We start from the raw sequence: 25877 nt of genomic DNA on the forward strand, positions 1-25877 counted from the left end.
CTCGGTGACGGCCCCCGTGACCGCCGCACCCTCTATACGAACGGGCGAACGCGGAATCGACACGCCACGCGCCACCAATTCGGCCGCGATTCCGGTCGAGGTGCCCGGACCTGGCGCCAGATAGGTGCAGTTTCAGGGAAAGTGCACGAATCTTGGGCTCGATAGCCGCAATTTCCCCGAAACTGCAGCCTCCGCATCGATCACGCCTGGTAGCCGGCGGCCTGGAGGGTGAAGAGTTCGGCGTAGCGGGCGGGGTTGGCCATGAGTTCGGTGTGGGTGCCGGACTCGATGAGGACGCCCTCGTGCATGACGAAGATTCGGTCGGCGTGGCGGACGTTGGCCAGGCGGTGCGTGATGAGGATGGTGGTGCGGTGGCCCTGGCGGTCGCGCAGCGCCTGGAACAGGGCGTCCTCGGCGCGGGGGTCGAGGGCCGAGGACGGCTCGTCCATGATCAGCAGCTCGGCGTCGCGGAGGAACCCCCGGGCGGCGGTGATGCGCTGCCACTGGCCGCCGGACAGGTCCTGGCCCTGGGCGAAGGTGCGGTCCAGCAGCGTCTCGTACCCGTTCGGCAGCGCCACGATCATCTCGTGGGCCGCGGCGCGCTCGGCCGCGGTCTCGATCCGCGCCCGTCGCGGCAGCCCGGCGATGTCGCCCAGCGCGATGTTGGTGGCCGCGGTGAACGGCCACTTGTGGTAGTCCTGGGTCACCACCGCGATCCGCCCGCGCAGCGCGGCCGCGTCCAGTTCGGCCAGCGGGACGCCGTTCCAGGTGAGCACGCCGCCGCTCGGCACCCGCAGTCCGGCGATCATGGCGGCCAGGGTCGACTTGCCCGATCCGTTCTCGCCCACGAACGCCACCGTCTGGCCAGCCTTGATCTCCAGTGACACCGCGTCGACGGCGCGGGTGTCGCGGTCGGGGTAGACCAGGCTGACCGCCTCCACGCGCAGCTCGCGCAGCGGGGGCGGCTCGACCGCGCCGGAGGTGTCGGGCAGGTGGTCGGCGGCGCGGCGCAGCAGCGCGGTGTAGTCGCCGAAGTGCCGCCCGTCGGTGTAGAGGCGGTCCACGTGGATGGTGACCGTCGACAGCGCCCGTGACGCCGCCTGCAGCGCCACGACGCAGGTCGCCGCGGCGGCCAGCGGGATCGACCCGGTGAGCAGCAGCCAGCCGAGCAGCGCGTACACGGCGCCGCTGGCGACGCCGCCGATCAGCGAACCGACGGTCGTGGTGGTGGTGACCTTGCGGGCCAGGTCGAGTTGGATTCTCGTCTCCACCTCCATGACCTGGTCGTACTGGCCGAGCAGGAACTGGCGCAGGTCGTAGCTGCGCAGCTCGGCGGCGGTCTGCCGGTCGGCCATCAGCCGGTGCAGGATCCACAGCCGACGGCGGCGCACCGAGCCCGCCACGTACGTCTGGTAGCGCTGGTGCCCGGCCTTGAGCGCCGCCCACGCGTTGGGCACGGTGGCCACCAGCAGGGCCAGCAGCAGCAGCGGGTGGATCAGGATCACCGCCACGGTGACCGCGAGCAGCGACACCACGCCCGCGAGCAGGTTCATCGTGCCCTGCACCAGGCCCATCGCCGCGTCGGTGCCCCGGCTGGCCCGTTCGACGTCGTCGGCGAAGGCGTCCTGGTCGAACGCGTCGAGGCGGACGGCGGTGGTGGTCTCGAACAGCTTGCGCTCCACCACCCGGTCGACTCGGGGCGTGAGCCCGTTCTGGGCGTACCCGCTGGCGATGCCGAGCCCGGCGCGCGTCGCGGTCGCCAGCGCCAGCGCGATCAGCGCGGGCAGCGCGGCGGTGACCCGGTCGGGGGTCGGCCCGGCGGAGAACAGTCCGACCAGTACGCGCTGGGTGGCCAGCAGCCCGAACGTGGCCATCGCGCCGGCGGCGACGGTGGTCGCGGCGACGACCAGAGTGCGGGTGCGGTCGGCGTTCCAACTGATGCCGACGGCGGTGGAGACCAGCTTGGGCAGTTCGGTGAAGACGGCGAACAGGCCCGCGTCGGCGCGGGCGCGCATGCCGGTCTCCCACCACATGGCACGGAGTTCGGGCAGCGCGGGCTCGTACGCGGGCGGGGCTGAATCGGGGTCTTCGGTCGAGGTGGTGGCGCCGGTGGCGGTCGCGGTCACGTGGTGTCCTCCCTCGTCGGTGGGCCACCAGTCTTTCGCGCGGGACCGACAGTCAACGAGCGATTTCGATTGCTGTCAGCCAGTAGAGTGGTGAATGATCATCCACGATCGGATCACGGGGAGCGTTCGACATGTCCAGCCGGGCCCAGCCCATCGTGTTCGCCACGCAGCCGCCGGTCGCCCGGCCACTGGACGTGTCCTGGATCCACGGCTCGCCGTCGGCCAAGTACAACACCGACCCCGATCTCCAGGTGTACGCCCACGACGAGCACACCTACATCCTGCGGCAGAACAAGGCGGTGCACTACGAGGCGCCGTTCCTGTTCCTGCTGTTCGGCAACGACCGGGCGGTGCTGATCGACACCGGCGCCACCGCGAACCCCGAGCACATGCCCCTGCGTACGGTCGTCGACGAGCTGATCGCCGACTGGCTGGCCCGGCACCCGCGCCCCGGCTACCGGCTGCTGGTCCTGCACACGCACTCGCACGGCGACCACACCGCCGGTGACGGCCAGTTCGCCGACCGGCCCGACACCGAGCTGGTCGGGGCCAAACGCGAACCGGCGCACGCCTTCTTCGGCTTCGACACCGACCCAGACCGCACCGCCCTGCTCGACCTGGGCGGCCGGGTGCTGGAGTGCCTGGCCATCCCCGGCCATCACGACGCGTCGGTCAGCTTCTACGACCCGCACACCGGCTTCCTGCTCACCGGCGACACCGTCTATCCGGGGCGGCTGTATGTGCAGGACTGGGCCGCGTTCGGGCGCAGCATCGACCGGCTGGTGGAGTTCGCCGAGCGCCGGCCGGTGACGCACGTGCTGGGCTGCCACATCGAGATGAGCACCACCCCGGGTCAGGACTATCCGGTGGGCTGGAACTACCAGCCGGACGAGCCGCCGCTGGAGATGACGGTCGAGCACCTGCGGCAGGTGCAGCGGGCGGTCGCGGAAGTGGGCGATCGGCGCGGGCGGCACCCGTACCAGGACTTTGTCATCGACCGCACCAACGGCTGACCCGCGCTAATCACTCAGCGTCAGTCCTTTGTGGAACCAACAGCAGCTCAGGCAGGGGGTCGACGCCAAATTCGAGCCGTAGGGATGATACGACTCACCCGATCAAGCGACATACCTTCTACCCGCGCGGGCACGCGGACGTGCCCGCCGGAGCAGGAGGTTACCCCTCGTGAGAATCCAGCGACTGACCCGCAACCGCGCGGTCACGCTCGCGCTCGCCACTGTGACCGTTGCCTTCGTGGCCGGTGCCGGTGTGCAGGGTGCGCAGGCCGCGCCGTCCGGCGCCGGCCCCACGAAGCTGTACATCGTCCAGACCGACAGCGCTCCCACCGGCGTGTACGAGGGCGGCATCGCCGGCTACCAGGCGACCAAGCCCGCTGAGGGCGAGCGCTTCGACTCCTCGACGGCCGCCGCGAAGGCGTACACGAAGCTGCTGACCTCGCGCCACGACAACGTGCTGCGCAAGGTCGGTGCCACCGGCAAGAAGCGGTCGGACCTGTCCACCGTGTTCGACGGCTTCATCGCCGACCTGACCGAGGCCCAGGCCGCGCAGCTGTCCAAGACCGCGGGTGTGGTGCGGGTCTGGGAGAACAAGGTCTACACCGTCGACACGACGACCACCCCGAAGTTCCTGGGTCTGTCGGGCGACACCGGCGTGTGGCAGCAGCGGTTCGGCGGCGCCGAGAAGGCCGGCCAGGGCATCATCATCGGCGACATCGACTCCGGCATCTGGCCGGAGAACCCGGCGTTCGCCGCGCTGCCGACCCCGCGCCCGGACCAGTGGATCATCAACCACAAGTGGCGCGGTGTCTGCGACGCGGGCACCGAAGAGCCGATCACCTGCAACAACAAGCTCATCGGTGCGCGCTACTACCCCGGGTTCGGCAACACGGTCACCGAGGACGAGTTCGTCGGCCCGCGTGACCTGAGCAGCCACGGCACGCACACCGCGTCGACGGCGGCGGGCAACTACAACGTGCCCGCGACCATCAACGGCGGCTCGGTCGGCTCGATCAGCGGCATGGCCCCGGCCGCCCGCATCGCCGTCTACAAGGCGCTGTGGGAGAAGGAGGACCGGTCCGGCGCCAGCGGCACCACGGCCGGTCTGGTCCAGGCCATCAACGACGCCGTCGCCGACGGCGTGGACATCATCAACTACTCGATCTCCGGCTCGACCGACTCCGTGGTGGGCCCGGACGAGGTGGCGTTCCGCAACGCCGCCGCGGCGGGCGTGTTCATCTCCACCTCGGCGGGCAACAGCGGCGACTCGGGCCCGTCGACGGTGGCGCACAACTCGCCGTGGACCACCACCGTCGCGGCGAGCAGCCACGACCGGGGCAACCAGAAGAGCATCGTGCTGGGCAACGGCGCGACCTACACCGGCGTCGGCGTCGTCCCGGCCGCGGTGGCCTCCACCGGCCTGGTGAACGCCAAGGACATCGTGGCCGCCGGACAGGACCCGGCCATGGCCGAGCTCTGCATGCCGGGCACCCTCGACCCGGCGCTGGCCGCCGGCAAGATCGTGATCTGCACCCGGGGCATCAACGCCCGCGTCGAGAAGAGCGCGGTCGTCGCGGCCGCCGGTGGCGTGGGCGCGGTGCTGGCGAACTCGTCCGCGTCGCAGACCGGCGTCGGCGACTTCCACGCCGTGCCGACCGTGCACGTGAGCTTCGCCGACGGCGTCGCCATCAAGGCGTACGTCGCGAGCGCGGGCGCCGGTGCCACCGCCAGCCTGACCGAGACCGACCCGACCCCGGTCGTGGCTCCGGTCATGGCGGGCTTCTCCTCGTACGGCCCGGCCCTGGCCGGTGGCGGTGACCTGCTCAAGCCCGACATCACCGCGCCGGGCGTGGACGTCATCGCGGCGACCTCCCCGGCCAGCGACGGCAACAACTTCAACGCGCTGTCGGGCACCTCGATGTCGGCGCCGCACATCTCCGGCCTGGCCGCCCTGATCATGGCCAAGCACCCGCTGTGGCCGCCGATGTGGGTCAAGTCGGCGATCATGACGACCGCCTACCAGACCGACAACGCGGGCAACCCGATCCAGACCGCGTCCGGTGACGCGACCCCGCTGAACTACGGCGCGGGCCACGTCGACCCGACCAAGATGTTCGACCCGGGCCTGGTGTACTCGTCGCGTCCGCGCGACTGGGACGCGTACGCCTGCGCGATCGGGCAGACCCCGGAGAAGGGCTGCGCGTCGGCCGCCAAGATCGACCCGAGTGACCTGAACTACCCGTCGATCGCCATCGGCGACATCACGGGCGAGCAGGTCGTCAAGCGGACGGTCACCAACACGACCACCTCGGCAGCCACCTACAAGGCGACCGTCACGGCTCCGGCCGGGTTCACGGTGACCGTCAGCCCGAGCAGCCTCACGCTCGGGTCGCTGCAGTCCAAGAGCTTCACCGTCAAGATCACGCGTACCACCGCGCCGCAGGGTGCCTGGGCGTTCGGTTCGCTGACCTGGACGCAGACGGTCAAGGGCAAGACGCTGCACGCGGTGCGCAGCCCGATCGCGGTCCGGCCGGTGCCGGTCGCGGCCCCGCTGAACATCAGCGCGACCGGCTCGGGCACCACGGTCAAGGTCAAGGGCGGCTACGCCGGTACCCTGACCAGCACCGTGTCCGGCCTGGTTCCGGCCGCCGTCACCGGCGAGGCACTCGACCCGGACGGCCCGGAGTTCAGCTCCAGCAGCCCGGCCGCGTCCACCCGGACCACCAAGATCACGGTAACCGTGCCGGACGGCGGATTCGGCCGGGTGCAGACCTTCGACGCCGACTACGCCATGGGCACCGACATCGACGTGTTCGCGTACGTGGCGGGCACGGCCAACGAGGTCGCCGAGAGCGCCGGCGGTACCGCGGCTGAGGTCATCGACCTCGGCCCCGGCACCTACGACATCTACTACACCCTGTTCGACGCCGCCGGCATGACCACGGTGAAGGGCCACTCGTGGGCGGTCGCGCCGGTCGCGGCGGGCAACTTCACCGCCACCCCGGCCAGCCAGCCGATCACCGTCAACGGCACGGTCACCGTGACGCTGTCGTGGACCGGCCTGGTCGCGGGCACCCGCTACCTGGGCGTGGTGACGTACGGCGACGGCACGGCCGTGGTCGGCCAGACGGTCGTCACCGTCAGCTGATCCGAGCACACCAGAAAGGGCCCGGCGGATCTCCCGCCGGGCCCTTTCTCCGTCCTATGCCGCCTGAGTCGCGCCTCGTCTGCCCCGCCGCCGGGCGATATACGGCAGTGCGAACAGGTACAGGCCGGTGAGCAGCAGCACCGCGAGCGGAAGCAGCGGGATGTACGACACCCAGATGGCCGGATCCTTCTGGGCCAGGGCGATGAATGACGCGATGACGGTGACCGTGAAGGCGATCGCCGTCCAACGGTGGATCTGCCGAATCGTCTTGTTCACTGGGATCTCCTGTGCGGTGGGGTTCGAGCCGGAGCGGACGCGGACGGCGGTCAGCGGTCCTGGATGAGGCCGAGGACGTTGCCGTCCGGGTCGGTGATCGTGGCCACCAGACGGCCGCCGCCGACGTCACGCACGGACTCCTTCACGGTGGCGCCCGCCGCCGTCACCTCGGCCAACTTCGCCTCGATGTCGGGCACGTGCCAGTAGGCCACCGGTGCGGTCATCGCCTGCGGTCCGCCGCCGGGCACCAGCCCGATCTGCTGGCCCTCGACCTCGAAGCCGACGTAGTAGGACCCGTCGGTCTGCGGTGCCACGCCGAGCAGCGCGGCGTACACGGCCTTGGCCGCGGCCAGATCGGACACCGGGTGCAGCACGGTCTTGATGCCCTGGGTGGCAGAGCCGGTCATGGTCACTCCTTCGTGGGTCGCCTCGACCCGGTTTCTCGTGGAAGTGGCCGCCGACGACCACGGATACAGCCTCGTCCGGCGGCCGTCGGCCCACATCCGTGCCGACCACGGGGACCACCACTGAGTCGGGCGTACGTATCCGGCAGGATGGGACCGGTGACGGCTCAATCGGGGATCTCCGCTCGGGAAGCGGAGGTGCTGACTCTGCTCGGCGAGCACCTCAGCAACGCGGAGATCGGCGCACGGCTGTTCATCTCCGTCCGTACCGTCGAGACCCACGTCTCGTCGCTGCTGCGCAAGCTCGACGCACCGGACCGGCGCGCACTGGCGCAGCTCGCGGCCGAGTGGAGCCGGGCGGCGCGGGGCGGCAAGGCCGTCTCCGGGCTGCCCGCGGCGGTGACCTCGTTCGTCGGCCGGGCCGGTGAGCGGGCGGCACTGGCCGCCGCGGTCAAGGCGCATCGCCAGGTGAGCGCGGTCGGACCCGGCGGGGTCGGCAAGACCCGGCTGGCGCTGGCGGTCGCGGCGGACACGGCCGGTGACTTCCCCGACGGCGTATGGTTCGTCGACCTGGTCCCGATCACCGACCCGGCGATGGTCGGGGCGGCGGTGGCCGCGGCGGTCGGCGTCGGCGAGCAGCAGAGCCGCGGCATCGACGAGTCGGTGCTCGCCGCGCTGGCCGACCGGCACGCCCTGCTCGTGCTGGACAACTGCGAGCACGTACGCGACGGGGTGGCGCCTTTCCTGGAGCGGCTGCTCACCAAGTGCCCCCGACTGACCGTGCTGGCCACCAGCCGGGCCCGGTTGATGGTGCCGTTCGAACGGGTCCACCCCGTGCCACCGCTGTCACTGACCGGCGACGGCGACTCCGACGCGGTCGCGCTGCTGCTCGACCGGGCCGCCGCCGTGGGCTGGCCGCTGGCGCCGGAGCAGCTCCAGCAGTCCGCCGAGATCTGCCGAGGCCTGGACGGCGTGGCGCTGGCGATCGAACTGGCCGCCGCCCGACTGCCCACGCTCGGGCTGGACGGCCTCGCCGACCTGCTCTCCGACCAGCTGCGGCTGACCGGCGGCGCCCGCGCCGACGACCGGCACCGCTCGGTCCGGGCCATGCTCGACTGGAGCCACGAGCTGCTCGACCCGGCCGACCGGACGCTGCTGCGCCGCGTCTCGGTCTTCGTGGCCCCGTTCACCGCCGACGCCGCCGGGCAGGTCGCCGGGTTCGGGCCGCTCGCACCGGCGGTCGCGGACGGCCTCGCCCGCCTCACCGAGCAGAGCCTGCTCACGGTGCTCCCATCCGCCGGCGGCACCCGCTACCGCACCCTGGAGACCATCCGCCAGTACGGCGTGGAGCAGCTGACCGCCCACGGCGAACTCGACGAGCTCCGCACCCGGCACCTGCGCTGGTGCCTGAGGAGCGCGGGCAGCCTCGCCGAGGCGGCGGGCAACGCCGACGGGCCGTGGCGGGCGCGCTTCGACGCGGTCGCCGACGACCTGCGGGCCGCGCTGGGCTGGGCGACGACCGTGCCCGAGCACCGCGATGACGCGTACCGGCTGGCGGTGGCCCTGGCCGGGCTCGCCTTCGCCCGCAACCTGGTCGGCGAGTCGCAGCAACGGTACGAGCAGGCCGCCGCCCTCACCGCCGATCCGGCCGCCGCCGCTGCCGCGCTGCGGTCCGCTGCCTCGGTAGCAGGCTGCCGACTGCTCGGCGACGACATGTACCGCCTGCGCCAAGCCGCCGCCGAGGCCGCGCTTCAGGCGGGCGACCAGGCCACCGCCGCCCGCGACCTCGCCACCGCGGCCACCACCGCATACCGCTTCTCCGGCATGTTCACCCGGGTCCCGTCGGCGGCCGAGACCATGGCTCAGCTGACCGCCGCCCGGGAACTGGCCGCCGACGACGCGGCCGGGCGCGCCGCCGTCGCGCTGGCCGAGGCGGCGGTGCTCACCGACACGTTCGGGTCCGACCAGGGACCCCCCGAGAACACCGTCGCCGACACGCTCGCCGCCGCCACCCGGGCCGTCGAACTGGCCCGCCTCGCCGACGACCCGCTGACCGCCTCCGCCGCCCTCGACGGCCTCGCCGGTGCCCAGAGCTGGGCGGGTGACAGCTTCGGCGCCGCCGCCACGGCGCGCGGCCGGATCGAGATGCTGTCGGCGGTGCCGGTGACCCCGTCCAGCCTGCACGAGCTGACCGACGCGCTGGTGTCGGGCATCGACACCAGCCTGGGCGTCGGCGACCTGCCGATGGCGCGCCGCTGGGCACGGCAGCTGGCCGACCTGCCGCTGCTGGCCGAGGTCGGCCATTACGCCACGTGCTGGCTGCTGATGGTCGAGGCGATGGCCGTGGAAGTGGACACGGTGCTCGTGGCGGGCGAGCGGTTCCGGGAGGCGTGGGAGCGCACCGGGCGGCTGCGGGCGCCGCGCCTGGCCATCGCCGCGGCGGCGGTTGCGATGATCCACGGGCTGCGCGGCGACGACGCGGCTCGGGCGGACTGGCTGGGCATCGCGGAGCAGCTCGGGTCGACCCCGGAGCGCAGCGCGGGCTACGGCGCCGTATTCGACGCGATCGTGGATCTGCACCACGGTCGGGTCGGTGCTGCCCTGGACCGAGTGGCCGCAGAGCCCGAGGACGTGTGGAAGTGGGTCACCTGGATCTGGCTGCACTGGTACGTGGTCCTGCGCGCCGAGGCGGCCGCGCTCGCCGGGCACCCGGATGCGCGCAAGCGCATCGAGGCGGCGAGGGTCATCGTGTCCGGCAACCCGATCGCGAGCGCCCAGGTGGAACGAGCGGCGGCGCTTCTCACCGGCGATCGAGACGCGATCCTGGCCACCGGTGCGGCATTCGACGCCGCAGGGTGCCGCTATCAGTGGGCGCGGACGCTCGTGCTCGCCGGAGGTGAGCACACCGCAATCGGGGCGTCAGCTCTCGCCGCGACCGGTTGCGTCACACCGGCCGCAACACCGCAGTCCGGCCGGTAACGCCGCGCTTCTCGTGGCCGGGGTCAAGGCCGGTCTGCGGACTGGGCTGGATAACCCCCTTGCGCACCCGCCCTTGCCGCTAACTCGCGATGTTCCTGACCGCGCTCCGGATCGCGTCGGCGTAAAGGTAGATGTCGTCCAGCGAGTCGATCAGGTGCCGGGTCTCCACCTTGTTCTCGTCGAACGTGCCGAGGTACTTCCTTGCCTTGCCGTTGAAGTGCAGGCGGGCGATGGGTCTACGGTTGTTGTCGTCGAGAAGGATCGCGAAGTAGGACTTGGCGTCGCGACCCACGATCCGCTGCGGCTTGACCTCGCTGCAGGCGATCGCTTTGACGATCTGGTAGCCGGTGAGCTCCTCAAGTGTGGTCTCTACCTCGGTATCACGACCGGCATCGACTACTTCAGCCGTTTCATTGTCCGGCGCCTCCGCGGCGGTCGACACATCCGGCTGATTGTTGTTCGCGTAGAGCGCGCTCTTGAGCCGGTCGTTCACCTGGTCCCGGATGAACTGAGCGGCCGCCTTCGCGACGAGCGGCCGGAACTGCTGCCGTACCTTCTGGGTGAACGATCCCTCGTGGAGACGCGCCGCGAAGTACCTGACCCAATCGTCGTCGGGCTCCTTGAACTGCGCTGCCAGCGTGCGCTTGATCTGGCTGAGCTGCCTCAGTTCCTCAGCCGCGTAAATTACCGAGTCGAGATCGAAGTGCTCTTTCGACAGCTTGCGCAACTCCGGCAGGAGAGCCTCGTCGATGTCCTCCAGATCCAGTACGAGGAACGGCTTCTCGTCCATGAGGTTCGGAGCGTCGAGGTCCGAGTAGAAGTGGTAGACCTGACCGTTGGTGAGGATCGCGATCCGGGCCCGCGTGACGGAGAAGTACCGATACAGCTGCGACGCATGGACCACCTTCAGTGAGTCGCGTGGTTGCTTGCATTCGATGAGGATCTGGACCTCGCCGTTGCGCACGATCGCGTAGTCGATCTTCTCGCCCTTCTTCGTCCCGAAGTCGGCCGTGTACTCCGGGACGACCTCCTTCGGATCGAACACGTCGTAGCCGAGGATCTGTATGAACGGCATGATCAACGCGTTCTTGGCGGCTTCCTCCGTCTGGATCGCGCTCCGACGGTCGCGAACCTTCGTGGCCAGCTCGGCGATTCGATCCTCGAACTCCATATGGCACGCCCTTCTGTGAACCCTGCACCGGGGGATGACGGGATGTTACCGACCGATTGCGGAGCGCGTAGCCACGAAAATCGGCCGACTGATACCTCCGTTCGTCGGACAGATACAGCGAAAGGCATGGGGACCACGTCCCTATCGCACCTGGGCGATCGGGTGTGCGGTCCAGTCCAGGATGGATCCCATAGGTCCGAGCGGTGCCTGTGCTAGTCCGCAACCCGACGTCCCGTCAACCCCCCAGCGACATCGCCTCATCACCTGGACCCGCACCCTCTGATCGGAGCGTGGGGGGGGGGGGGGGGGGGGGGGGCGGGGGGGCGGCGGGCGGGGCCAGTGCCCCAACAACCACGACACGGGGTGGGGGCGTGGGGCGCCCCCCCCCCCCCCCCCCCCCCGCCCGCCCCCCCCCCCCCCCCCCCCCCACTTCCAGACCGTGCGCGCCGTCCGATGACGCCCTTGAGGAGCCGGCGGGCCATGACGATGCGCTGGAGCAGTGGCAATGCCGCCGATTCAGAGAATCCCAGGCAACGCCGCGACCATTACGACGCCGCGGACCCCTCCGAGCACGCCGAAGGCTCTTCGCGCAACCTTTCGGCGGGGCAATCCATGGTCGACGGACCGACGGCGCGCTCCGGCCGCCCGCCGCACATACGATCACGCCTCGAACATCCGACCGCGAGCATGTAACGACCACGCCGGAAGCGCCATTGCGCGCCCGAATCCGGCGTGGCTTCTGGTGTACGGCGACAGGGATACAACCCCGATCGCCGATCGAAGGTGTCCCGCCAGCGGGACAGCGCGCCCTCGGGTAAGGCGTCGCATCCCTACCCTTCCGCCGGGAAAAGTCAGAACATGGTCACGGTTGCCGAATGGAAAGGAGAACTTCATCGTGGGTCTCCGCGACAGGGCGCCGTACGACGGCGCACTCATTGCCATCTGTGGACTCGATGGCTCGGGAAAGACCACACAGGTGAAGCTCCTTGCGGAGAGTCTCAGCGCCGTGGCCAGTGTGTCCGTGTTCCGCCCGGTCACCGACGCGTTCCGCAATGACCCGACCGTGACCGCTTACCTGGACGGCACCATGCCCGCCGACCAGCGGCACGACATGGTCGCGGAACTCGCGCTGCTCGCCGCCGCGGACGGCTTCAGGCAGATGCGGACCGCGATTCTGCCCCGACTGCAGGCCGGCGACGTCGTGCTCTGCGACCGCTACATCTACAGCGCTTTTGCCCGGACCCTTGCTCGCGGTTTCGAGGACCAGGACTGGCTCAGCCGGTTGTACCGGTACATGCCGGTACCAGACTTGACCCTCTTCCTCGACATACCGCCGGAGAAGGCGTTGGAACGCATTCGCTCCCGCGGCTCGGCGCCTCGGTGGGAGGAGGCGGATCCGGCCAAGACCGCGGCCGCCCGAGCGGCGTTCCTCGAGCAGCCGTGGGGGCGGCAGGACACGTACCGGATCATCGACGCCGAGCGGTCGGTGGACGAGCTCGCCGCCGCCGTGCGACAGGTCGTCACCGAGACACTGCGGCTCCCGATCGACGCGGGGACAGCCGCCTCGCCGAGGTGAGCGCGAAGAGTCCGCAGGCGGCCGGGGATGGCATCCGGTGCGGCCGTGCCGGCGCGCTCGTGACCGCACCCGTATCCCAGAACCGCACGTCTCATACCAGGGAGTAAGCCCGACATGTCAGCCGCCCTTGTCTGGGACAGCGAGATCGCCTCGGTCGTGGAGAGGCTCACGAAGGCCTCGATCGACGACTACTACAACCCCTACCGCGCCTTCGACTGGCCGGAGTCCATTCCGTCCGGCTCGCTGTGGATGAGTTCCAGCCTGATGACCGTCCACGGCTCGAAGGCCGCCGCATCCCTGAGCGAGGAGCAGCTCAGGGAGCTGTCCCGCTGGGAGAGCATCCACTTCTACAGCCTCAACGTGCACGGGATCCGCGAACTCCTGATGGAGGTTGTCCGGCGGATCCACACCCCCGGCTTCGAGGTGCCCACACCGTTCTTCCACCACTTCCTCGGTGAGGAGAACGAGCACATGTGGTTCTTCGCCGAGTTCTGCCTGCGCTACGGCGGCAAGCTGTACGCGGATCGAGCCCTGCCCTTCTCCGAGCGTGAGCAATCGCCGCTGTTGGACAGCTTCCTGGTGTTCAGCCGGATTCTGATCTTCGAACAGATCGTCGACTACTACAACAGCACCATGGCCGCCGACGAGCAGCTGCCTGAGGTGATCCGGGCCATCAACCGGGTCCACCACCAGGACGAGTCCCGCCACATCGCGTTCGGCTGCCAGCTGGTGCGGGCGCTGTACGCGAACCTGAAGAAGCACGGCGACCAGGACGAGCTCGCGTTCGCCAAGGACTACCTGCAGCGCTACCTCAACACGTCCCTGGCCAAGCTCTACAGCGTCGACGTCTACCGTGACGCCGGCATACCCGATCCGTACGGGTTCCGGGCCGCGCTGCTCGCCGACCCCGCCCGCCTGCCCGAACACGATCGCATCACCGCTCGGACGCGCGCCTTCTACCGGCGCATCGGTGTGTTTTCCGACCAGCCCGCCTCGCGGGGCACCACCACGGCCTGAGCAGGCACCCGAGTAGGAAGGCTGGCTCCATGCATGCACTGCCCACAGGTCTCTCCCTGACCGACCCCGGCCCTGGCCTCGTGGTCCTCGGCCCCGCTGAAGCAGCGCTCCTGCGCGAGTTGGACGCCGTCTTCCTCCGGCTGGCGGACGAGACCGGCGCCGCCGAGGTCGTCCCGCCGACGCTGCTGCCGTCCGCCGGGCTCGCCGATCTGGACTACTTCAAGAACTTTCCCCATCTCTGCGTGACCGCGGACCGGTTCTCCCCGCAGGCGACCGAAGCCCTCGCGGGCGGAACGGCGGTCGACGCCCTCCCGGAGGGCAGCCGTGCGGGAACCGGGTACGTCCTCGCCTCCGCCACCTGCTACGGCCTGCTGCTCTCGCTACGCGGCGCGCAGTTGCCGGGCGAGGCGCGGTTGACCGCGGTGAGCCGCTGCCATCGCAACGAGGATCATTTCGACGGGCTGCGCCGCCTGTGGGGCTTCCACATGCGCGAGATCCTGTATCTGGGCACCCGCGACGGAGCCGAGGAGCACCTGCAGGTCTGCCGCTCGTTCATCGAACGGTTCGCCGATCGGGTCGGCCTCAAGCTGTCGATCGTCGCCGCCAACGACCCCTTCTACGACCGGACGAGTTCGCGGGCCGCGCTGACCGCGCTGGATCCGGTCAAGTACGAGTTCGTGTCCGAGGACGGGACGGCCATCGCGTCGATCAACCGGCACCGCAACTTCTTCGGGCAGCGGCTGGGCATCACTCACGCGGACCAGGCGGCCTTCAGTAGCTGCACCGCCTTCGGCCTCGAACGCTGGATCCATGCCCTCACTCAGGCTCACGGTTCGGTCGCACACGCCCTCGAGAAGGTGAAGGATGGCTGATCCCTGCGCCGCGGCCGCTCGGGCCCTCGGGGTCGACTTTCCCCTCGTGCAGGCGGGGATGGGCGGTATCGCGACACCCGCGCTGGCGGCCGCGGTGAGCGGTGCCGGGGCGCTCGGGACGGTCGCGCTGTACAAGATGGAGGCCGAGGGTGCCCGCGCGGTCGTGGCCGACACGGCAGCCCGCACCAGCTCCACGTTCGGCGTGAACGTGATTCCCGAGGTGGCGGGCGACGCGCTGCTGCGGCGGCAGGTCGACGCGGCCCTCGCCGCGCTGCCGGATCGCCGGTCGGCCGTGTTCAACACATACGGACTGCCCCCGCGCTGGTTGGCCGCCGCGTTACGCGGCAGCCCGTACCGGCTGCTGGTCCAGGTGGGATCCGCAGACGACGCCGCTCGCGCCGCCGAACTCGGCGCCCAGGTCATCGCCCTGCAGGGGGTGGAGGCGGGTGGTCATCTCCTCGGCCGGCGCGGGGTGCGCGACCTGGTCGCCGAGACGGCGCCGCAGGACCTCGGCGTCCCGCTGCTGGCCGCGGGCGGCCTGCACGACGGGCGGCAGCTGGCCGAGCTGATCCGGCTCGGTGCGGGCGGTTGGCTGATGGGCACCGCGTTCATCGCCACGCCCGAGTCGGGCGCACACCCCGACTACCGGACCGCGCTGATCAGCGCCGGCCCGGCCAGCACCGTGATCACCGACCGGTTCGACATCGGCTGGCCCGGACGTCGGCACCGCGTGCTGCGCAGCCCGGTCACCGAGAGCAGGACCCGGCTGCCCTCGTCGTTCATCGCCTGGACGGATGTGGCCGGCGGGCGGCAGCCGGTCTTCCGCGGCTCGGCCGCGGCGCCGACGGCCGAGGCGCAGGGTCGCGTGGACGAGATGGCCAGGTATGCCGGAACCGGCGCCGCCTGGGTGAACACCGTTGCTCCCGCCGCCGATCTCGTGGCCCGAATCCGTGCGGAGTACCTGGCCGCGTCCGGCGGCCGCACCATCCGGACCGATGTCGAACGCCCATCCGAAGGAGCCGTCAGCATATGAAAGTCGATCTGGGAATGGCGCAGCTCAACCAGCTCGCCTTCGGCTACTGGCAGTCCCAGGCGCTGTTCGCCGCCGTCACGGTCGGCGTCTTCGATGCCCTGGCCGACGGACCGCTGCCCGCCGCCGAAGTGGGCAGCCGCTGCGGTGTCCCCGCCGACCCCGCGTTGCGGCTGCTCGACGCGTGCGTCGCCATCCGGCTGCTCACCCGGTCACCGGACGGCGAGTACGCGAACACGCCGCACACGCAGCGTCTGCTGACCACCGCGTCGCCGGAGTCCGTCGTCCGCTGGACCCGGGTGATGGCTCGCTGGTATGAGCCGTGGGGAGACATCACGCAGGCGCTGCGGGACGGCAAACCGGTCGAGGACCGGGCCCTGCGGCTCGGCGAGGACCCGGTGTATCTCGCGGACTTCATCCTCGGGATGCACCAGTACAACGTGCGGTCGGCGGACCTGCTGGCCCACGCGGTCGACCAGCAGGGTGCACGCACGCTGGTCGATGTCGGCGGCGGGGCGGGCACCTACAGCATCGCCTTCTGCCGCGCCTGGCAGGACCTGCGGTGCGAGGTGGTGGACCTCGGCGCGGTCGTGCCCCTGGCCCGAGAGACGGTAGAGGCCGCAGGGCTCACCGACCGGATCCGTGTACGCACCGGCGACTACTACAGCGACGCGTTCGGTGCCGCGGACGTCGACGTCGTCCTACTGTCCAACGTGCTCCACCAGGAGTCCCCGCAGGTGTGCGTGGACATTCTGCGCCGTGCGCGGGCCGCGCTCGCCGAGGGCGGCCGTGTCCTGGTACACGGCCACTTCCTCGACGAGGCCCGCACCTCGCCCGCGTTCACCACGCTGCACAACCTGTCCGCGCTGGTGCTGTGGGACGGCGGACGCAGCTACACCGTCGCGGAGATGACCGCGCTGATGCAGGAGGCGGGGCTGGGCAGCATCCAGGAACTTCCCGCGCCGGAGGGTTCGGCCAAGCTGCTGGTCGGACAGGCGTCGGCGTAGGCGGCCCTGCGGCGATCCGGGCTCACCCCGAAGCGAACCAGTTCCCCACGACCCAAGGAGTCGGTACCACGATGATGGAAGAAGTCCTGGCCTGGATCCTGGAGAAGAACCCGGATCTGCCGGAGCCCCCGACCGAAGACGAAGACCTCATCGGGGGGCGGCTCATCGACTCCCTTGCCTTCCTCGAGTTCATCTACCTGCTGGAGCAGCTGACCGGGAGCCCGATCAGCCTGCAGGAGGTCACGGTGGAGGACTTCCGCACCCTCGCCCGGATCGAGAAGCGCTTCTTCGGCGCGGCCGCCGAGCCGCAGCGTTCCGCCTCCGCGTGATCGCGGCTGCTCCCACGACCGCCTCAGCGAACGCTCGGCGCCGCCCGCAGAAAGGGACCATGACCATGCCCATCCGCCCCCCGCTGACCCGCGCGGACCGCAACGGCCCGACACCTGCGTCGTTCACGCAGGAGGAGCGCATCCTCTGCAGCCGCGGCATCCAGGTGCCCAACACCACCGTCGCCATGGGGCTGCACCTCGTCGGCCAGTTGGACGTCGAGGCGCTGGAACGAAGCGTCCACCAGCTCGTCGAGCGTCAAGAGAGCCTGCGCCTGACGTTCCAGGAGCACCCGACCGGCTGCCTGCTCACCGTCACGGACGGGCAGGCGGTCACCCTGCGCCGGCACTCCGTCGAGAACGAGGCACCGGAGCACCGGATGACCCGTGCCCTCGGCGTGCTGGCGCAGGCCGCGGAGATCCCCTTCGATCTCGCCCGGGGCCCGCTCTTCCGGGCCGAGCTGGTCCGCCTGTCGGACACCGAGCACGTGCTCGGGCTCATGGTCGACAAGATCCTGGTGGACCGCAATTCCTGCGTCATCCTTCAGCGTGACCTCCTCGCCCTCTACGACGAGGCCGCCGGCGGGGCGGATGCCGGCCTGCCCGAGCTGTCGTTGCAGTTCGCCGACTATGCGGCGTGGGAGCGGGACTACCTGCGGGGCGCCACCCTGGACCGGCTCACCACCTACTGGCGCACCGCGCTGGCCGGGGTGGACGCGATCCCGGACGTCGGCCTGACCGATCCCGGTGCGCCATCGGGGCAGCCGCTGGGGCTGGCGATGTGCACACGGACCGTCCCGGTGGAGGTGTGCCGGGAGCTGGAGGCGCTGGCGCGGGCCGAGGGCACCTCCATGTTCGTGGTGCTCGCGAGCGCGCTGAAGGCCGTCATCCACGCCCGGCGCAGCGAGGCCATGGGCACCGAGGCAGCGGCTGACGTCCCCGTGTTCGGCTCGATCGCCAATCGCAGCCACCATACGATGAACGACGTGGTCGGCTATTTCGCCACCTACACGGTGTTCCGCACCGACCTCTCCGGCGATCCCACGCTGGCGGCGCTGATGGAGCGCGAGTCCCGCACAATCTTCGGGGCGCTGTGCCACCAGGAGATCCCGCATACGCTGATCGCCCGTGCGGTGAGCGCCGGGCAGTACGGCATCCTGCACCGCTTCGGGCAGGCGGACGTGCCCCACTTCCTCCATTTCGACATGGACGACGACTGGAGCAGCGGCTTCCGGCAGCCCGCGAAGCTGCGGGTGAAAGCCGTGCGCGTTCCCGTCGCCGAGGTCCCGCGGGGGTGGCTGCGGTTGATCGCCCGGAACAAGGCGGGCGCTCTGGTGCTGCAGTTCCGCTTCCGGACGGACCATTACAGCACCGGCTGGGCGGACGCCTTCCTCACCGACTACGCCGACCTGCTGCGGATCTGGCCGCAGCGGCTGGACTCCCGCCTGTCGTCCCTCCGGTAGCGCAGCCGGGGCGCCGCGGGCGGGGCTCAGGCGGCCAGGAGCGCGCCGAAAGCGTCGGCCGTGGCGGGATCGTCGAGCGCACCCACCTCGCGGAAGTAGCGGATGGTCGACTGCGCCGCCTCGGCCGAGCGAGCCAGCACCTGCTGCCGGGGGTATGACTCGACGAGCACCGCCTCGATCTGCTCGGTGGTCAGCCCGATGCCGTCGAGCGCCTGCCCGACCGCGCGGTAGTCCGGTTCCAGGAAGGCCAGGATGATCGACGGCAGCCACGGGCCGACCGACCGCCGCTCCGCCGGGGTCAGGGCGTGCCAGACCACGCCCAGCACGTCCCGGAAGTAGGCATGGTGCCGCCCCTCGTCCATGGCGTGGTCGGCCACCGTGTCGCGGACGGCCGCGGGCAGCCGCTGATCGTGGGGGATGCGTGCCAGCAGTGACGACACGAGCGTCTCGCTGACCACGGCGAACAGCAGCCGCCCGAGCGCCGGCACGTTGGTGTGCAACCGATCGGCGATGCCCGTGAGCCGGTCCACGAACTGCGGTGCCGGCAGGAGCGGCAGGGTCTCGCCAGTCTGCGCCTCCACCTGGCGACTCAGGTCGTCGGAGAACTGGGCGTGCCACGCCTCGTCGGTCACGATGCGGTAGGCGTCCTGGCGCGCGGCGGCCGAGAGGAAGAAACCGGCCCGGCCGCGGGCGAGCTCCGTGGCCACCGGGATCACGGCGAGACTCTCGAGCTCGGCGGTGAAGTGAAGGTAGTTGTAGAGCGACCGGATCAGCAGGCGTCGCCGCGCATCCGTCCCCGCTGCCCGGACCAGGGGATGATCGAAGCAGGGCACCAGCTCCGGCGGGAAGTACAGCTGGTCGTCAGCGGCGCCGTCCGCGACTACCCGCCGGGGACGGCTGCGCACGGACGCCGAGGTGTCCCAGTTCGTGAAGCGGCTGCGGTAACCGGCGGCCATCCGCTCGTCGAGCGCCCCGGCCAGCCCCGAAGCGGTCTGCGCCAGCCGCGCCGACTCCTGGACGCCCTGGCTGAGGAAACTGGCTGTCATGTGCCCGGCTCCGCATCGGTGATCACAACGAGCAGCCCTGACTCCAGCGACTCCCCGACCTCGTCGGCGATCTGCGCGTACTCGGCCTGCGCACTGTCCAGCAGGGCACGCAGCGTACGGGTTCCGTCGATCAGCGCCACGACCCGGCGCCAGGCAGCCGCGTCACCGTCCACAACGAACTCGATCGAGCCGTCGCGCAGCAGGTAGCAGATGTCGGGATCGTGCGGGTCGTTGAGCACCATGACCCCGTCGGCCCAGCCGAGCACGGCCGTGTCGGAGGGCTGCACCCAGCCGAGGACCCGCCGTGCCAGGTCCCGGCCTTCCTCGCCGTCATGGACGGGCGCGGGCCAGGCACTGAGGGGAGCCGGCGCGGGAATGTCGATGATCGGGGGCGGCAGTTGGGCCAGCATCTCTTCGAGCAGGCCCAGATTCACCAGGCGGACGACCAGGTCGACCGCCTCGAGCCGCTCGCCGCGGCCGAAGCCGTCGATCAGGGCGTGCACGGCCTTGTCGTCGAGGTGCTCCTTGGCCCCCGGCATGCTGAGGGCGGACCGGACCAGGGTCCGCTGCTCCTGCTCGAGCAGGCCCACGAGCATCCGGCGGGTATGGCGGACCCCGTTGCCGTGCAGGAAGGGCACCTTCTCCCGCCAGGCCACGTGCTGCGGCAGCACGTCGCGCAGGCCGTCGCGCAGGATCCGCTTGTCCCACAGCAGGCTCGCCCGCCGGTGTGCGGGGACGGCTGCCACGTACTCGACCAGCCGGTGATCGAGGAACGGCACCCGCGCCTCCACGCCGCTGCCCGCGGCGGAACGGTCCTCGTGCCAGACGTTGTACTGGTAGATCTTGCGGTACTGGCCGCGGATGTACCGCAGGTAGACGTCGGTGTCGGTGGTGTCGGCGGCCGCACCGCGCAGCACGGGCGCGCCCACCGCCGCGGTCCACTCGGATCCGGTCACATCGCTTCGCGCCATACCCCGGCGCAGCATGGTGTCCAGGTGGCCCGCGAAGGACGACCAGTCGCCACCACCGGCGATGTCGGTGGAGTATCCGCCATTGAACTCGTCACTGGCCGCGCCGAGCAGCATCCCCTTGAGCTGGGGCCGAGTCTGCCGCGCGTACCGGTAGAGCTCGTGCTTGAAGTAGGCCTCGGCCCCCGTCATCGGGTTCTCCATGAGCCACAGGAGCCGGCGCCACTCGTCCGGCGACGGGACATGGTCACGGGGCACGTACATCTGGTGGTGCGCGAGTCCGAGCCGCCGGGCGATCTGATCGGCGTGGTAGGCGTCGCCGCTCTCGATCGTGGCCGGGCTCAGGATCGTGAAGGTGTGCAGGTCGGTGGTGCGCACGGCCAGCGCCGCGACGGCGGCCGAGTCCACACCGCCACTGAGGAAGAGCCCGAGTTCCGCGTCGGCGTGGGCGCAGTCGGCCACCGATGCGGCGAGCAGCCGCGCGTACTCGGCGATGATCTCTTCGTCCGAGGCCTCCCCGATCTGCGCGTCGCCGGGAAAGTCCCAGTACCGGTGGACGGATCTGGCACCGGAGTGCAGGTCGATCTCGACGACGGTGCCGGGTTCGACGTACTCGATGCCGGAGAACCAGCTGGTGGGCGCCGTATCGGTGATCAGCGGGGCGCCCTGCAGTGCCGTGCTGGTCAGCGCGGCCTGCCAGTCCACCATGCGGGGGGTCGCCGGGTCCTGGAACAGCGCCTTGATCTCCGAGCCGAAGACGACGCGGTCGGCGTTCTGGTGGAAGTACAACGGCTTGATGCCGAAGCGGTCACGGGCCAGGATGAGGCGGTTCGCGGCGACGTCGTACAGCACGATCGCGAACATGCCGTTGACGGCTCGCAGGAAGTCCCGGCCGTGCTCCTGGTACAGGTAGCCGAGGACCTCGCAGTCGGACCCGTTCGGCCGGGCGGGGAATTTCGGCAGCCCGCGGGCGAGCTCTGCGTGGTTGTAGACCTCGCCGTTGGCGATCACGACAACCTGCCGGTCCTCGGTCCAGATGGGCTGGTCCCCGGCGTCCGGGGCGATCAGCGCCAGCCGGCTGAAGCAGAAACCCACCTGGGGACCCACCCGCAGGGCGACTCGCTCGTCGGGGCCGCGATGGGCGACCGCGACGGCCAGGGCCTGGAGCCGGAGTGCGTCGCGGTCGGTCAGACCACGTCCGAGTGCTGCGATACCAGCTATGCCACACATGGGCTTCCTCATCTCTGCCGTCGGGAGAGCCGGTGCGTCCGGCCAGGGCCGGGCGCACCGGCTCGTCGATCACGCCTCGGAGCGGAGCACCGTCGAGGTGCTGACCGGGCGAACCTTCGGAGAGCTGTACTTCTTCATTCCATTCACCTCCCCCGTGTGGGTGGTCCGGCGTCATCCCTTGCGACCCATCCCGATACGGGGCGCAGCATGCTGCATCGGGATCGGAACTCGCGGCCGGATGTGGGGAGCTAAACAAAGACCGAACCAGCCGCGCCACACATTCGGGAATAGCCGAACGCGGCGGTCAGCTCTCGCTCGGTTCCTGCGCGGATCGAAGCAGCAGCCTGCCCCCGTCGGACAGGCTGTAGAGCACCTTGTTGGTGCGGCGGGTGCGCACGGCCATGCCGCAACCGACCAGGCGGCCGAGGTGCTCCGAGACGGTGCTCGGTGCGAGCGCGAGCTCCCGGGCGATCGCGGCCGTCGTACGTGGTGACACGAGCAGCCGCAGAATGTCGGCACGGGCCCTGCCCAGCAGCAGCTCGAGCCGATCCGGCGTGCCGCTGCGCCGACGGTCCATCCGGATCGCCAGGTCACCGGCCCCCCGCGCCTGATAGCCGATCGCCAGCCCGCCGGCCCCGTCGCAGGACGTGATCACCCGGTCGCGCAGGAACACCACCGGCACCAACGTGACCGACGCCGGTTCCCGTTCGCAGACCGGTGCGCCGGTCACCAGCGACAGCGACGGCCGGTTCCACCGAACCCGGGTATGGAGGTTGCCGAGGACGTCGTCCACACCGGCGACGGCCAGCCGCTCCGCCCGCGCCGCCAGGTCCTCTTTGAGGATCTCCCACACCGCGCCCCAGTCGGGACGCAGGATCGCCTCGATGTACTCGTCCAGCAGATCGGCGAGTTCGGCCAGGGCGCGCGCCGGTGCGGATTCGAACGACCGGAACGCCGGGGGCACTTCCAGGGAATGGTGGTGGCGCAGCCGCGCGCTGATCTCCTCAGGCGGCTGGGCCCGGAACTCGGCGCAGGCGTCGCGCAGGCTGGTCACGCGGGTCGGCGGAGACGGCAGCAGGAAGGCGGGCGGCAGACCGTCCGGCCACCCGGCCGCCCATCGGACCAGCCGGGCGCCTCGGCCGGAGGCCACCGCCACCGACGCCTCGCGAGCCCAGAGGCGATAGGGGAACTGGGGCGTGCCGTGATGGGCGAGCAGTGCCGCGCTGGCCAGGACCTCCCAGAGTGCGTGCGGCACGATCCGCAGCCTGGACAGCGCTTTCGCGGTCAGCGGGATGGGATCCACGGCCGAGCCCTCCTCGCGAGAGAAGCGGCGTTTCATCATGCGGTGGAGGACGACCAGCCGCCCGGTCGACGGGCATGGCGGCCCATCAGGGCCGATGCACGGGGCAGCCTACCAAGTGAACCGCCCCTGTTGGGGGTGCCCGTCGGCCGACTTGTCAGCGCCATCTCCCGCGCTCGCGCGATCGTCATCGAATGGCTGCGGCAGGAGCGGAAAGGCCTGGCCGTCCTTGATCGACGAGGGCGGCGACCATTGCCAATGGATACCGCCTCCACTACCGTCCAGCGGCAGGCCGCCCCAGCGGCCGATGGCCTTGCGCCGACGGGGGTTCATCTCATGCATCGCGACGGGCGCAAGCACGGTCGGCGCGGCTCACGTGGTTGTCACCGCCGACCCGCGACGGGCTGATCGACACGAGCGACAGTAGGGATTTCGAGCATGAGCGTCGCAGCGACCACCGCCCCGGCGTCGGACGTCCGGCCCGCATCCGCATTCTGGCAGTACTGGACGGCCTCGGTGATCAGCCAGATGGGCTCGGCTGTCACCAAGATCGCACTGCCCGTGCTCGCCCTCGTCGCGCTGAACGCCTCCAATTTCGAGGTCAGCCTCATCACAGTCGCCTCGTACGCCGCCATCATCCTGATCGGCCTGCCCGCCGGTGTGATCGCCGATCGCCTGCCGCTGCGCGCCCTGCAGGTGACGATGGACCTGTCCCGGGCGGCACTCGTGGCGAGCATCGCGGTGGCGTGGTGGCTCGGCGCGCTCACGCTCGCACACGTCATCGCGGTCGCCTTCATCGTCGGGCTCGCCTCGAACATCGCCTTCGTCGCCAACGCCTCCTTCCTGCCCGCGGTCGTGCCCAAGGACCAGCTGACCCTGCGAAACGGCCAGCTGTCGGCGACGTTGTCGATCACCCAGCTCATCGGCCCCGCTTTCGGCGGCCTGCTCGTCCAGGCGGCCGGTGCCGCGGTCAGCACGATCGTCGACGCCGTCAGCTACGTGACCTCCGCGGTCCTGCTCGGCCGGCTTCGCGGCACCGACCAGCGACGACCGGCCCGGCCGCAGGGCTCCTTCGTCTCCCAGATCGCCGTGGGGCTGCGGTTCGTGATGCGGCACCCGATCATCAGGCCGTCCATCCTCGCCGCGAGCGCCGTGAACTTCTCCAACGGCGCCATCCTGGCGGCGACGCCGCCCTTCGTCCTGCGGACCCTGCACCTGCCGGCCTCGATGGTGGGTGTGGTCATGTCGCTCGAGGCGGTGGGCGTCTTCGTGGCCGCCCTCTTCACCGCCCGCCTGTCGGCACGGTTCGGCGACGCCCGAGTCATCCTGTGGGCCACGGCAGCAGGTGGTGCCATCTCCGTACTGATGCCGCTGGCGTTCGGCGGCGTGGTCTCCGTCATCGTGCTCTACGGAGTGGGCAGCGCCGGGCTGGCGGCCGGGGTGACCCTCCTGAGCGTCATCACCCGCACCCACCGCCAGGTCGTTTCGCCGCCGGAGGTCCTGAGCCGGGTGATGGCGTCGGTGCGCTTCATCACCTGGGGCGCGACCCCGCTCGGCGCCCTGGCGGCCGGCGTCGCCGCCACCGTGTGGGGACCGCGCGAAGGCCTGGTGTGCGGTGTCGTCGGCGCACTTCTCGCGCCGGTCGCGCTGCTCTTCAGCCAGGTGTCCAAGGTGCGGACGCTGCTGGATGCGGAGCCCGCCGCGCACTGACCGGACGGTGCAAGCGCCCGGGACGGCCGGTGGGCCGCCGGTCCATGATCTTGACATGCATCAGGGCGGATGCCGACGATCGAGCGTCGGCATTCGCCCTGTGCAGTGCTCGTGGATCGCGCGGGATCATCCCGGGAGGACGCATGGAATACACCAGTCTGGGTCGTACGGGTCTGCAGGTGAGCCGCCTGTGCCTCGGCACGATGAACTTCGGTGCGACGACCCCGGAGGACGAGTGCGTCGCCATCATGGACCGCGCGTCGCACGGCGGGATCAACTTCTTCGACACCGCGAACATCTACGGCCGGAAGCTGCACGTCGGTGCCAGCGAGGAGATCATCGGACGGTGGTTCGCGGCCGAGCCCGGCCGCCGCGACCGGACCGTCCTGGCCACCAAGGTGTACGGCTCGATGAGCGACGTTCCCAACGACGGAGGGCTGTCCGCGCGCCACATCATCGCCGCGTGCGAGGGATCGCTGCGGCGGCTCCAGACGGACTGGATCGACCTCTACCAGATGCACCACATCCCGCGCGCCACGCCGTGGGAGGAGATCTGGCAGGCGATGGACGTGCTCGTCGCGCAGGGCAAGATCCGGTACGTCGGCTCGTCCAACTTCGCCGGGTGGCACCTGGGCGCGGCCCAGGAGGCCGCGAACCGGCGGCACTCGCTGGGGCTGGTCAGCGAGCAGTGCATCTACAACCTGCTCGTCCGGCATGTCGAACTGGAAGTGGTGCCGGCGGCGATGGCGTACGGCATCGGGATCCTGCCCTGGGCGCCGCTGCACGGCGGTCTGCTGGGCGGCGCGATCCGGAAACTGCGCGAGGGTAGCGCGGTGCGCACCAAGGAAGGCCGGGCGGCCAAGGGCATGCCGGCCAACGCCGACACCATCGAGGCGTACGAGAATCTGTGCGCGGAACTGGGCCACAGCCCGGCCGATGTGGCGCTCGCCTGGCTCCTGTCGCGCCCCGGCGTCACCGCCCCGGTCCTCGGTCCCCGCAGCTTCGAGCAGCTGGACGCCTCCTTCGCCAGCCTGCACATCACGCTCGACCCCGGCGTCCTCGCCCGGCTCGACGAGCTGTTCCCGCCGATCGGCGGGGGCGGCCCCGCGCCTGACGCCTGGACCTGGTGACTGCGGCCGGATTCACCACCCACTCCGGTGTCCCGCCGGCGGGACGCCGGTGCTGCTCGGCAAACGTTCGCCTCGTCGATGCGTT

At 70.6% G+C, this 25877-nt stretch carries 20 protein-coding genes; 13 read left to right on the top strand and 7 right to left on the bottom strand.

Features of this window, described 5'->3' with window-relative positions:
• Positions 1-200: 200 nt before the first annotated feature.
• A complete protein-coding gene (locus KUA19_RS05275) occupies positions 201-2126 on the bottom strand; it encodes an ABC transporter ATP-binding protein (RefSeq protein ID WP_372451767.1) in 1926 nt (641 codons plus the stop codon).
• 131 nt (positions 2127-2257) lie between these two features.
• Here KUA19_RS05275 and KUA19_RS05280 point away from each other — a divergent pair, with 131 nt between their 5' ends.
• Positions 2258-3139: an MBL fold metallo-hydrolase gene (locus KUA19_RS05280; protein ID WP_217394958.1), complete on the top strand. Its 882-nt coding sequence runs from the start codon at positions 2258-2260 to the stop codon at positions 3137-3139.
• Positions 3140-3308: 169 nt separating this feature from the next.
• A complete protein-coding gene (locus tag KUA19_RS05285) occupies positions 3309-6287 on the top strand; it encodes a S8 family serine peptidase (protein WP_217394959.1) in 2979 nt (992 codons plus the stop codon).
• A gap of 54 nt (positions 6288-6341) precedes the next feature.
• Here KUA19_RS05285 and KUA19_RS05290 read toward each other — a convergent pair whose 3' ends face one another.
• Together KUA19_RS05290 and KUA19_RS05295 are read right to left on the bottom strand one after the other, a co-directional pair.
• Positions 6342-6563, bottom strand: a complete 222-nt coding sequence (locus tag KUA19_RS05290) for a hypothetical protein (RefSeq protein WP_217394960.1) — start codon at positions 6561-6563, stop codon at positions 6342-6344.
• A 50-nt stretch (positions 6564-6613) separates the two neighbouring features.
• Positions 6614-6970, bottom strand: a complete 357-nt coding sequence (locus tag KUA19_RS05295; protein ID WP_217394961.1) for a VOC family protein — start codon at positions 6968-6970, stop codon at positions 6614-6616.
• On the opposite strand from KUA19_RS05295, the gene KUA19_RS43785 reads away from it, so the two are divergent.
• Positions 6969-7094, top strand: a complete 126-nt coding sequence (locus KUA19_RS43785) for a hypothetical protein (RefSeq protein ID WP_302498524.1) — start codon at positions 6969-6971, stop codon at positions 7092-7094. The two genes, KUA19_RS05295 and KUA19_RS43785, sit on opposite strands and share 2 nt — an antisense overlap.
• A 32-nt stretch (positions 7095-7126) precedes the next feature.
• Positions 7127-9946 (top strand): ATP-binding protein, encoded by a 2820-nt coding sequence (locus KUA19_RS05300; protein ID WP_217394962.1) that lies wholly within the window; start codon positions 7127-7129, stop codon positions 9944-9946.
• Between the two features lie 79 nt (positions 9947-10025).
• Here KUA19_RS05300 and KUA19_RS05305 read toward each other — a convergent pair whose 3' ends face one another.
• Entirely contained in the window at positions 10026-11117 is a 1092-nt protein-coding gene (locus KUA19_RS05305; protein WP_217394963.1) for a type I restriction endonuclease, read from the bottom strand.
• Between the two features lie 505 nt (positions 11118-11622).
• On the opposite strand from KUA19_RS05305, the gene tmk reads away from it, so the two are divergent.
• The 7 genes from tmk to KUA19_RS05340 all read left to right on the top strand — a co-directional run bounded on the left by tmk (position 11623) and on the right by KUA19_RS05340 (position 18408).
• The gene (gene tmk, locus KUA19_RS42425) at positions 11623-12693 is read left to right on the top strand and encodes a dTMP kinase (protein WP_254548671.1); all 1071 of its coding nucleotides are present in this window, start codon (positions 11623-11625) and stop codon (positions 12691-12693) included.
• Between the two features lie 114 nt (positions 12694-12807).
• Positions 12808-13710 carry a diiron oxygenase gene (locus KUA19_RS05315; RefSeq protein WP_217394965.1) on the top strand — a complete coding sequence of 301 codons (903 nt, stop codon included), beginning with the start codon at positions 12808-12810 and terminating at the stop codon, positions 13708-13710.
• Positions 13711-13739: 29 nt separating this feature from the next.
• On the top strand, positions 13740-14582 hold the full coding sequence (locus KUA19_RS05320; protein WP_217394966.1) for an aminoacyl--tRNA ligase-related protein: 843 nt from the start codon (positions 13740-13742) through the stop codon (positions 14580-14582).
• Positions 14575-15615, top strand: a complete 1041-nt coding sequence (locus tag KUA19_RS05325) for an NAD(P)H-dependent flavin oxidoreductase (RefSeq protein WP_217394967.1) — start codon at positions 14575-14577, stop codon at positions 15613-15615. The genes KUA19_RS05320 and KUA19_RS05325 overlap by 8 nt, the downstream gene beginning before the upstream one ends.
• Positions 15612-16619 (top strand): methyltransferase, encoded by a 1008-nt coding sequence (locus KUA19_RS05330; protein WP_217394968.1) that lies wholly within the window; start codon positions 15612-15614, stop codon positions 16617-16619. Before KUA19_RS05325 ends, KUA19_RS05330 begins: the two co-directional genes overlap by 4 nt.
• Positions 16620-16690: 71 nt before the next feature.
• The gene (locus tag KUA19_RS05335) at positions 16691-16948 is read left to right on the top strand and encodes an acyl carrier protein (RefSeq protein WP_217394969.1); all 258 of its coding nucleotides are present in this window, start codon (positions 16691-16693) and stop codon (positions 16946-16948) included.
• A gap of 65 nt (positions 16949-17013) precedes the next feature.
• Positions 17014-18408 (top strand): condensation domain-containing protein, encoded by a 1395-nt coding sequence (locus KUA19_RS05340; protein ID WP_217394970.1) that lies wholly within the window; start codon positions 17014-17016, stop codon positions 18406-18408.
• Between the two features lie 26 nt (positions 18409-18434).
• Here the strand turns inward: KUA19_RS05340 and KUA19_RS05345 are convergent, their stop codons facing one another.
• From KUA19_RS05345 to KUA19_RS44440, 3 genes are all read right to left on the bottom strand, one after another.
• Positions 18435-19454, bottom strand: a complete 1020-nt coding sequence (locus tag KUA19_RS05345) for a diiron oxygenase (RefSeq protein WP_217394971.1) — start codon at positions 19452-19454, stop codon at positions 18435-18437.
• On the bottom strand, positions 19451-21652 hold the full coding sequence (asnB, locus tag KUA19_RS05350; protein WP_217394972.1) for an asparagine synthase (glutamine-hydrolyzing): 2202 nt from the start codon (positions 21650-21652) through the stop codon (positions 19451-19453). Before asnB ends, KUA19_RS05345 begins: the two co-directional genes overlap by 4 nt.
• Before the next feature lie 304 nt (positions 21653-21956).
• Positions 21957-22955 (bottom strand): winged helix-turn-helix domain-containing protein, encoded by a 999-nt coding sequence (locus KUA19_RS44440; RefSeq protein ID WP_217394973.1) that lies wholly within the window; start codon positions 22953-22955, stop codon positions 21957-21959.
• 435 nt (positions 22956-23390) lie between these two features.
• On the opposite strand from KUA19_RS44440, the gene KUA19_RS05360 reads away from it, so the two are divergent.
• A complete protein-coding gene (locus KUA19_RS05360) occupies positions 23391-24662 on the top strand; it encodes an MFS transporter (protein WP_217394974.1) in 1272 nt (423 codons plus the stop codon).
• A 143-nt stretch (positions 24663-24805) separates the two neighbouring features.
• Positions 24806-25792: an aldo/keto reductase gene (locus KUA19_RS05365; RefSeq protein ID WP_217394975.1), complete on the top strand. Its 987-nt coding sequence runs from the start codon at positions 24806-24808 to the stop codon at positions 25790-25792.
• Positions 25793-25877: the final 85 nt, after the last annotated feature.

Source organism: Catellatospora tritici (assembly GCF_019083965.1).
Classification (GTDB): domain Bacteria; phylum Actinomycetota; class Actinomycetes; order Mycobacteriales; family Micromonosporaceae; genus Catellatospora; species Catellatospora tritici.

Excerpts from the sequence above, each read along its gene's own strand:
- KUA19_RS05280 (WP_217394958.1), top strand. The coding sequence starts at position 2,258 with ATGTCCAGCCGGGCCCAGCCCATCGTGTTCGCCACGCAGCCGCCGGTC.
- KUA19_RS43785 (WP_302498524.1), top strand. The coding sequence starts at position 6,969 with ATGGTCACTCCTTCGTGGGTCGCCTCGACCCGGTTTCTCGTGGAAGTG.
- KUA19_RS05295 (WP_217394961.1), bottom strand. The coding sequence starts at position 6,970 with ATGACCGGCTCTGCCACCCAGGGCATCAAGACCGTGCTGCACCCGGTG.
- KUA19_RS05305 (WP_217394963.1), bottom strand. The coding sequence starts at position 11,117 with ATGGAGTTCGAGGATCGAATCGCCGAGCTGGCCACGAAGGTTCGCGAC.
- tmk (WP_254548671.1), top strand. The coding sequence starts at position 11,623 with ATGCCGCCGATTCAGAGAATCCCAGGCAACGCCGCGACCATTACGACG.
- KUA19_RS05315 (WP_217394965.1), top strand. The coding sequence starts at position 12,808 with ATGTCAGCCGCCCTTGTCTGGGACAGCGAGATCGCCTCGGTCGTGGAG.
- KUA19_RS05320 (WP_217394966.1), top strand. The coding sequence starts at position 13,740 with ATGCATGCACTGCCCACAGGTCTCTCCCTGACCGACCCCGGCCCTGGC.
- KUA19_RS05325 (WP_217394967.1), top strand. The coding sequence starts at position 14,575 with ATGGCTGATCCCTGCGCCGCGGCCGCTCGGGCCCTCGGGGTCGACTTT.
- KUA19_RS05330 (WP_217394968.1), top strand. The coding sequence starts at position 15,612 with ATGAAAGTCGATCTGGGAATGGCGCAGCTCAACCAGCTCGCCTTCGGC.
- KUA19_RS05335 (WP_217394969.1), top strand. The coding sequence starts at position 16,691 with ATGATGGAAGAAGTCCTGGCCTGGATCCTGGAGAAGAACCCGGATCTG.
- KUA19_RS05340 (WP_217394970.1), top strand. The coding sequence starts at position 17,014 with ATGCCCATCCGCCCCCCGCTGACCCGCGCGGACCGCAACGGCCCGACA.
- KUA19_RS05345 (WP_217394971.1), bottom strand. The coding sequence starts at position 19,454 with ATGACAGCCAGTTTCCTCAGCCAGGGCGTCCAGGAGTCGGCGCGGCTG.
- asnB (WP_217394972.1), bottom strand. The coding sequence starts at position 21,652 with ATGTGTGGCATAGCTGGTATCGCAGCACTCGGACGTGGTCTGACCGAC.
- KUA19_RS05360 (WP_217394974.1), top strand. The coding sequence starts at position 23,391 with ATGAGCGTCGCAGCGACCACCGCCCCGGCGTCGGACGTCCGGCCCGCA.
- KUA19_RS05365 (WP_217394975.1), top strand. The coding sequence starts at position 24,806 with ATGGAATACACCAGTCTGGGTCGTACGGGTCTGCAGGTGAGCCGCCTG.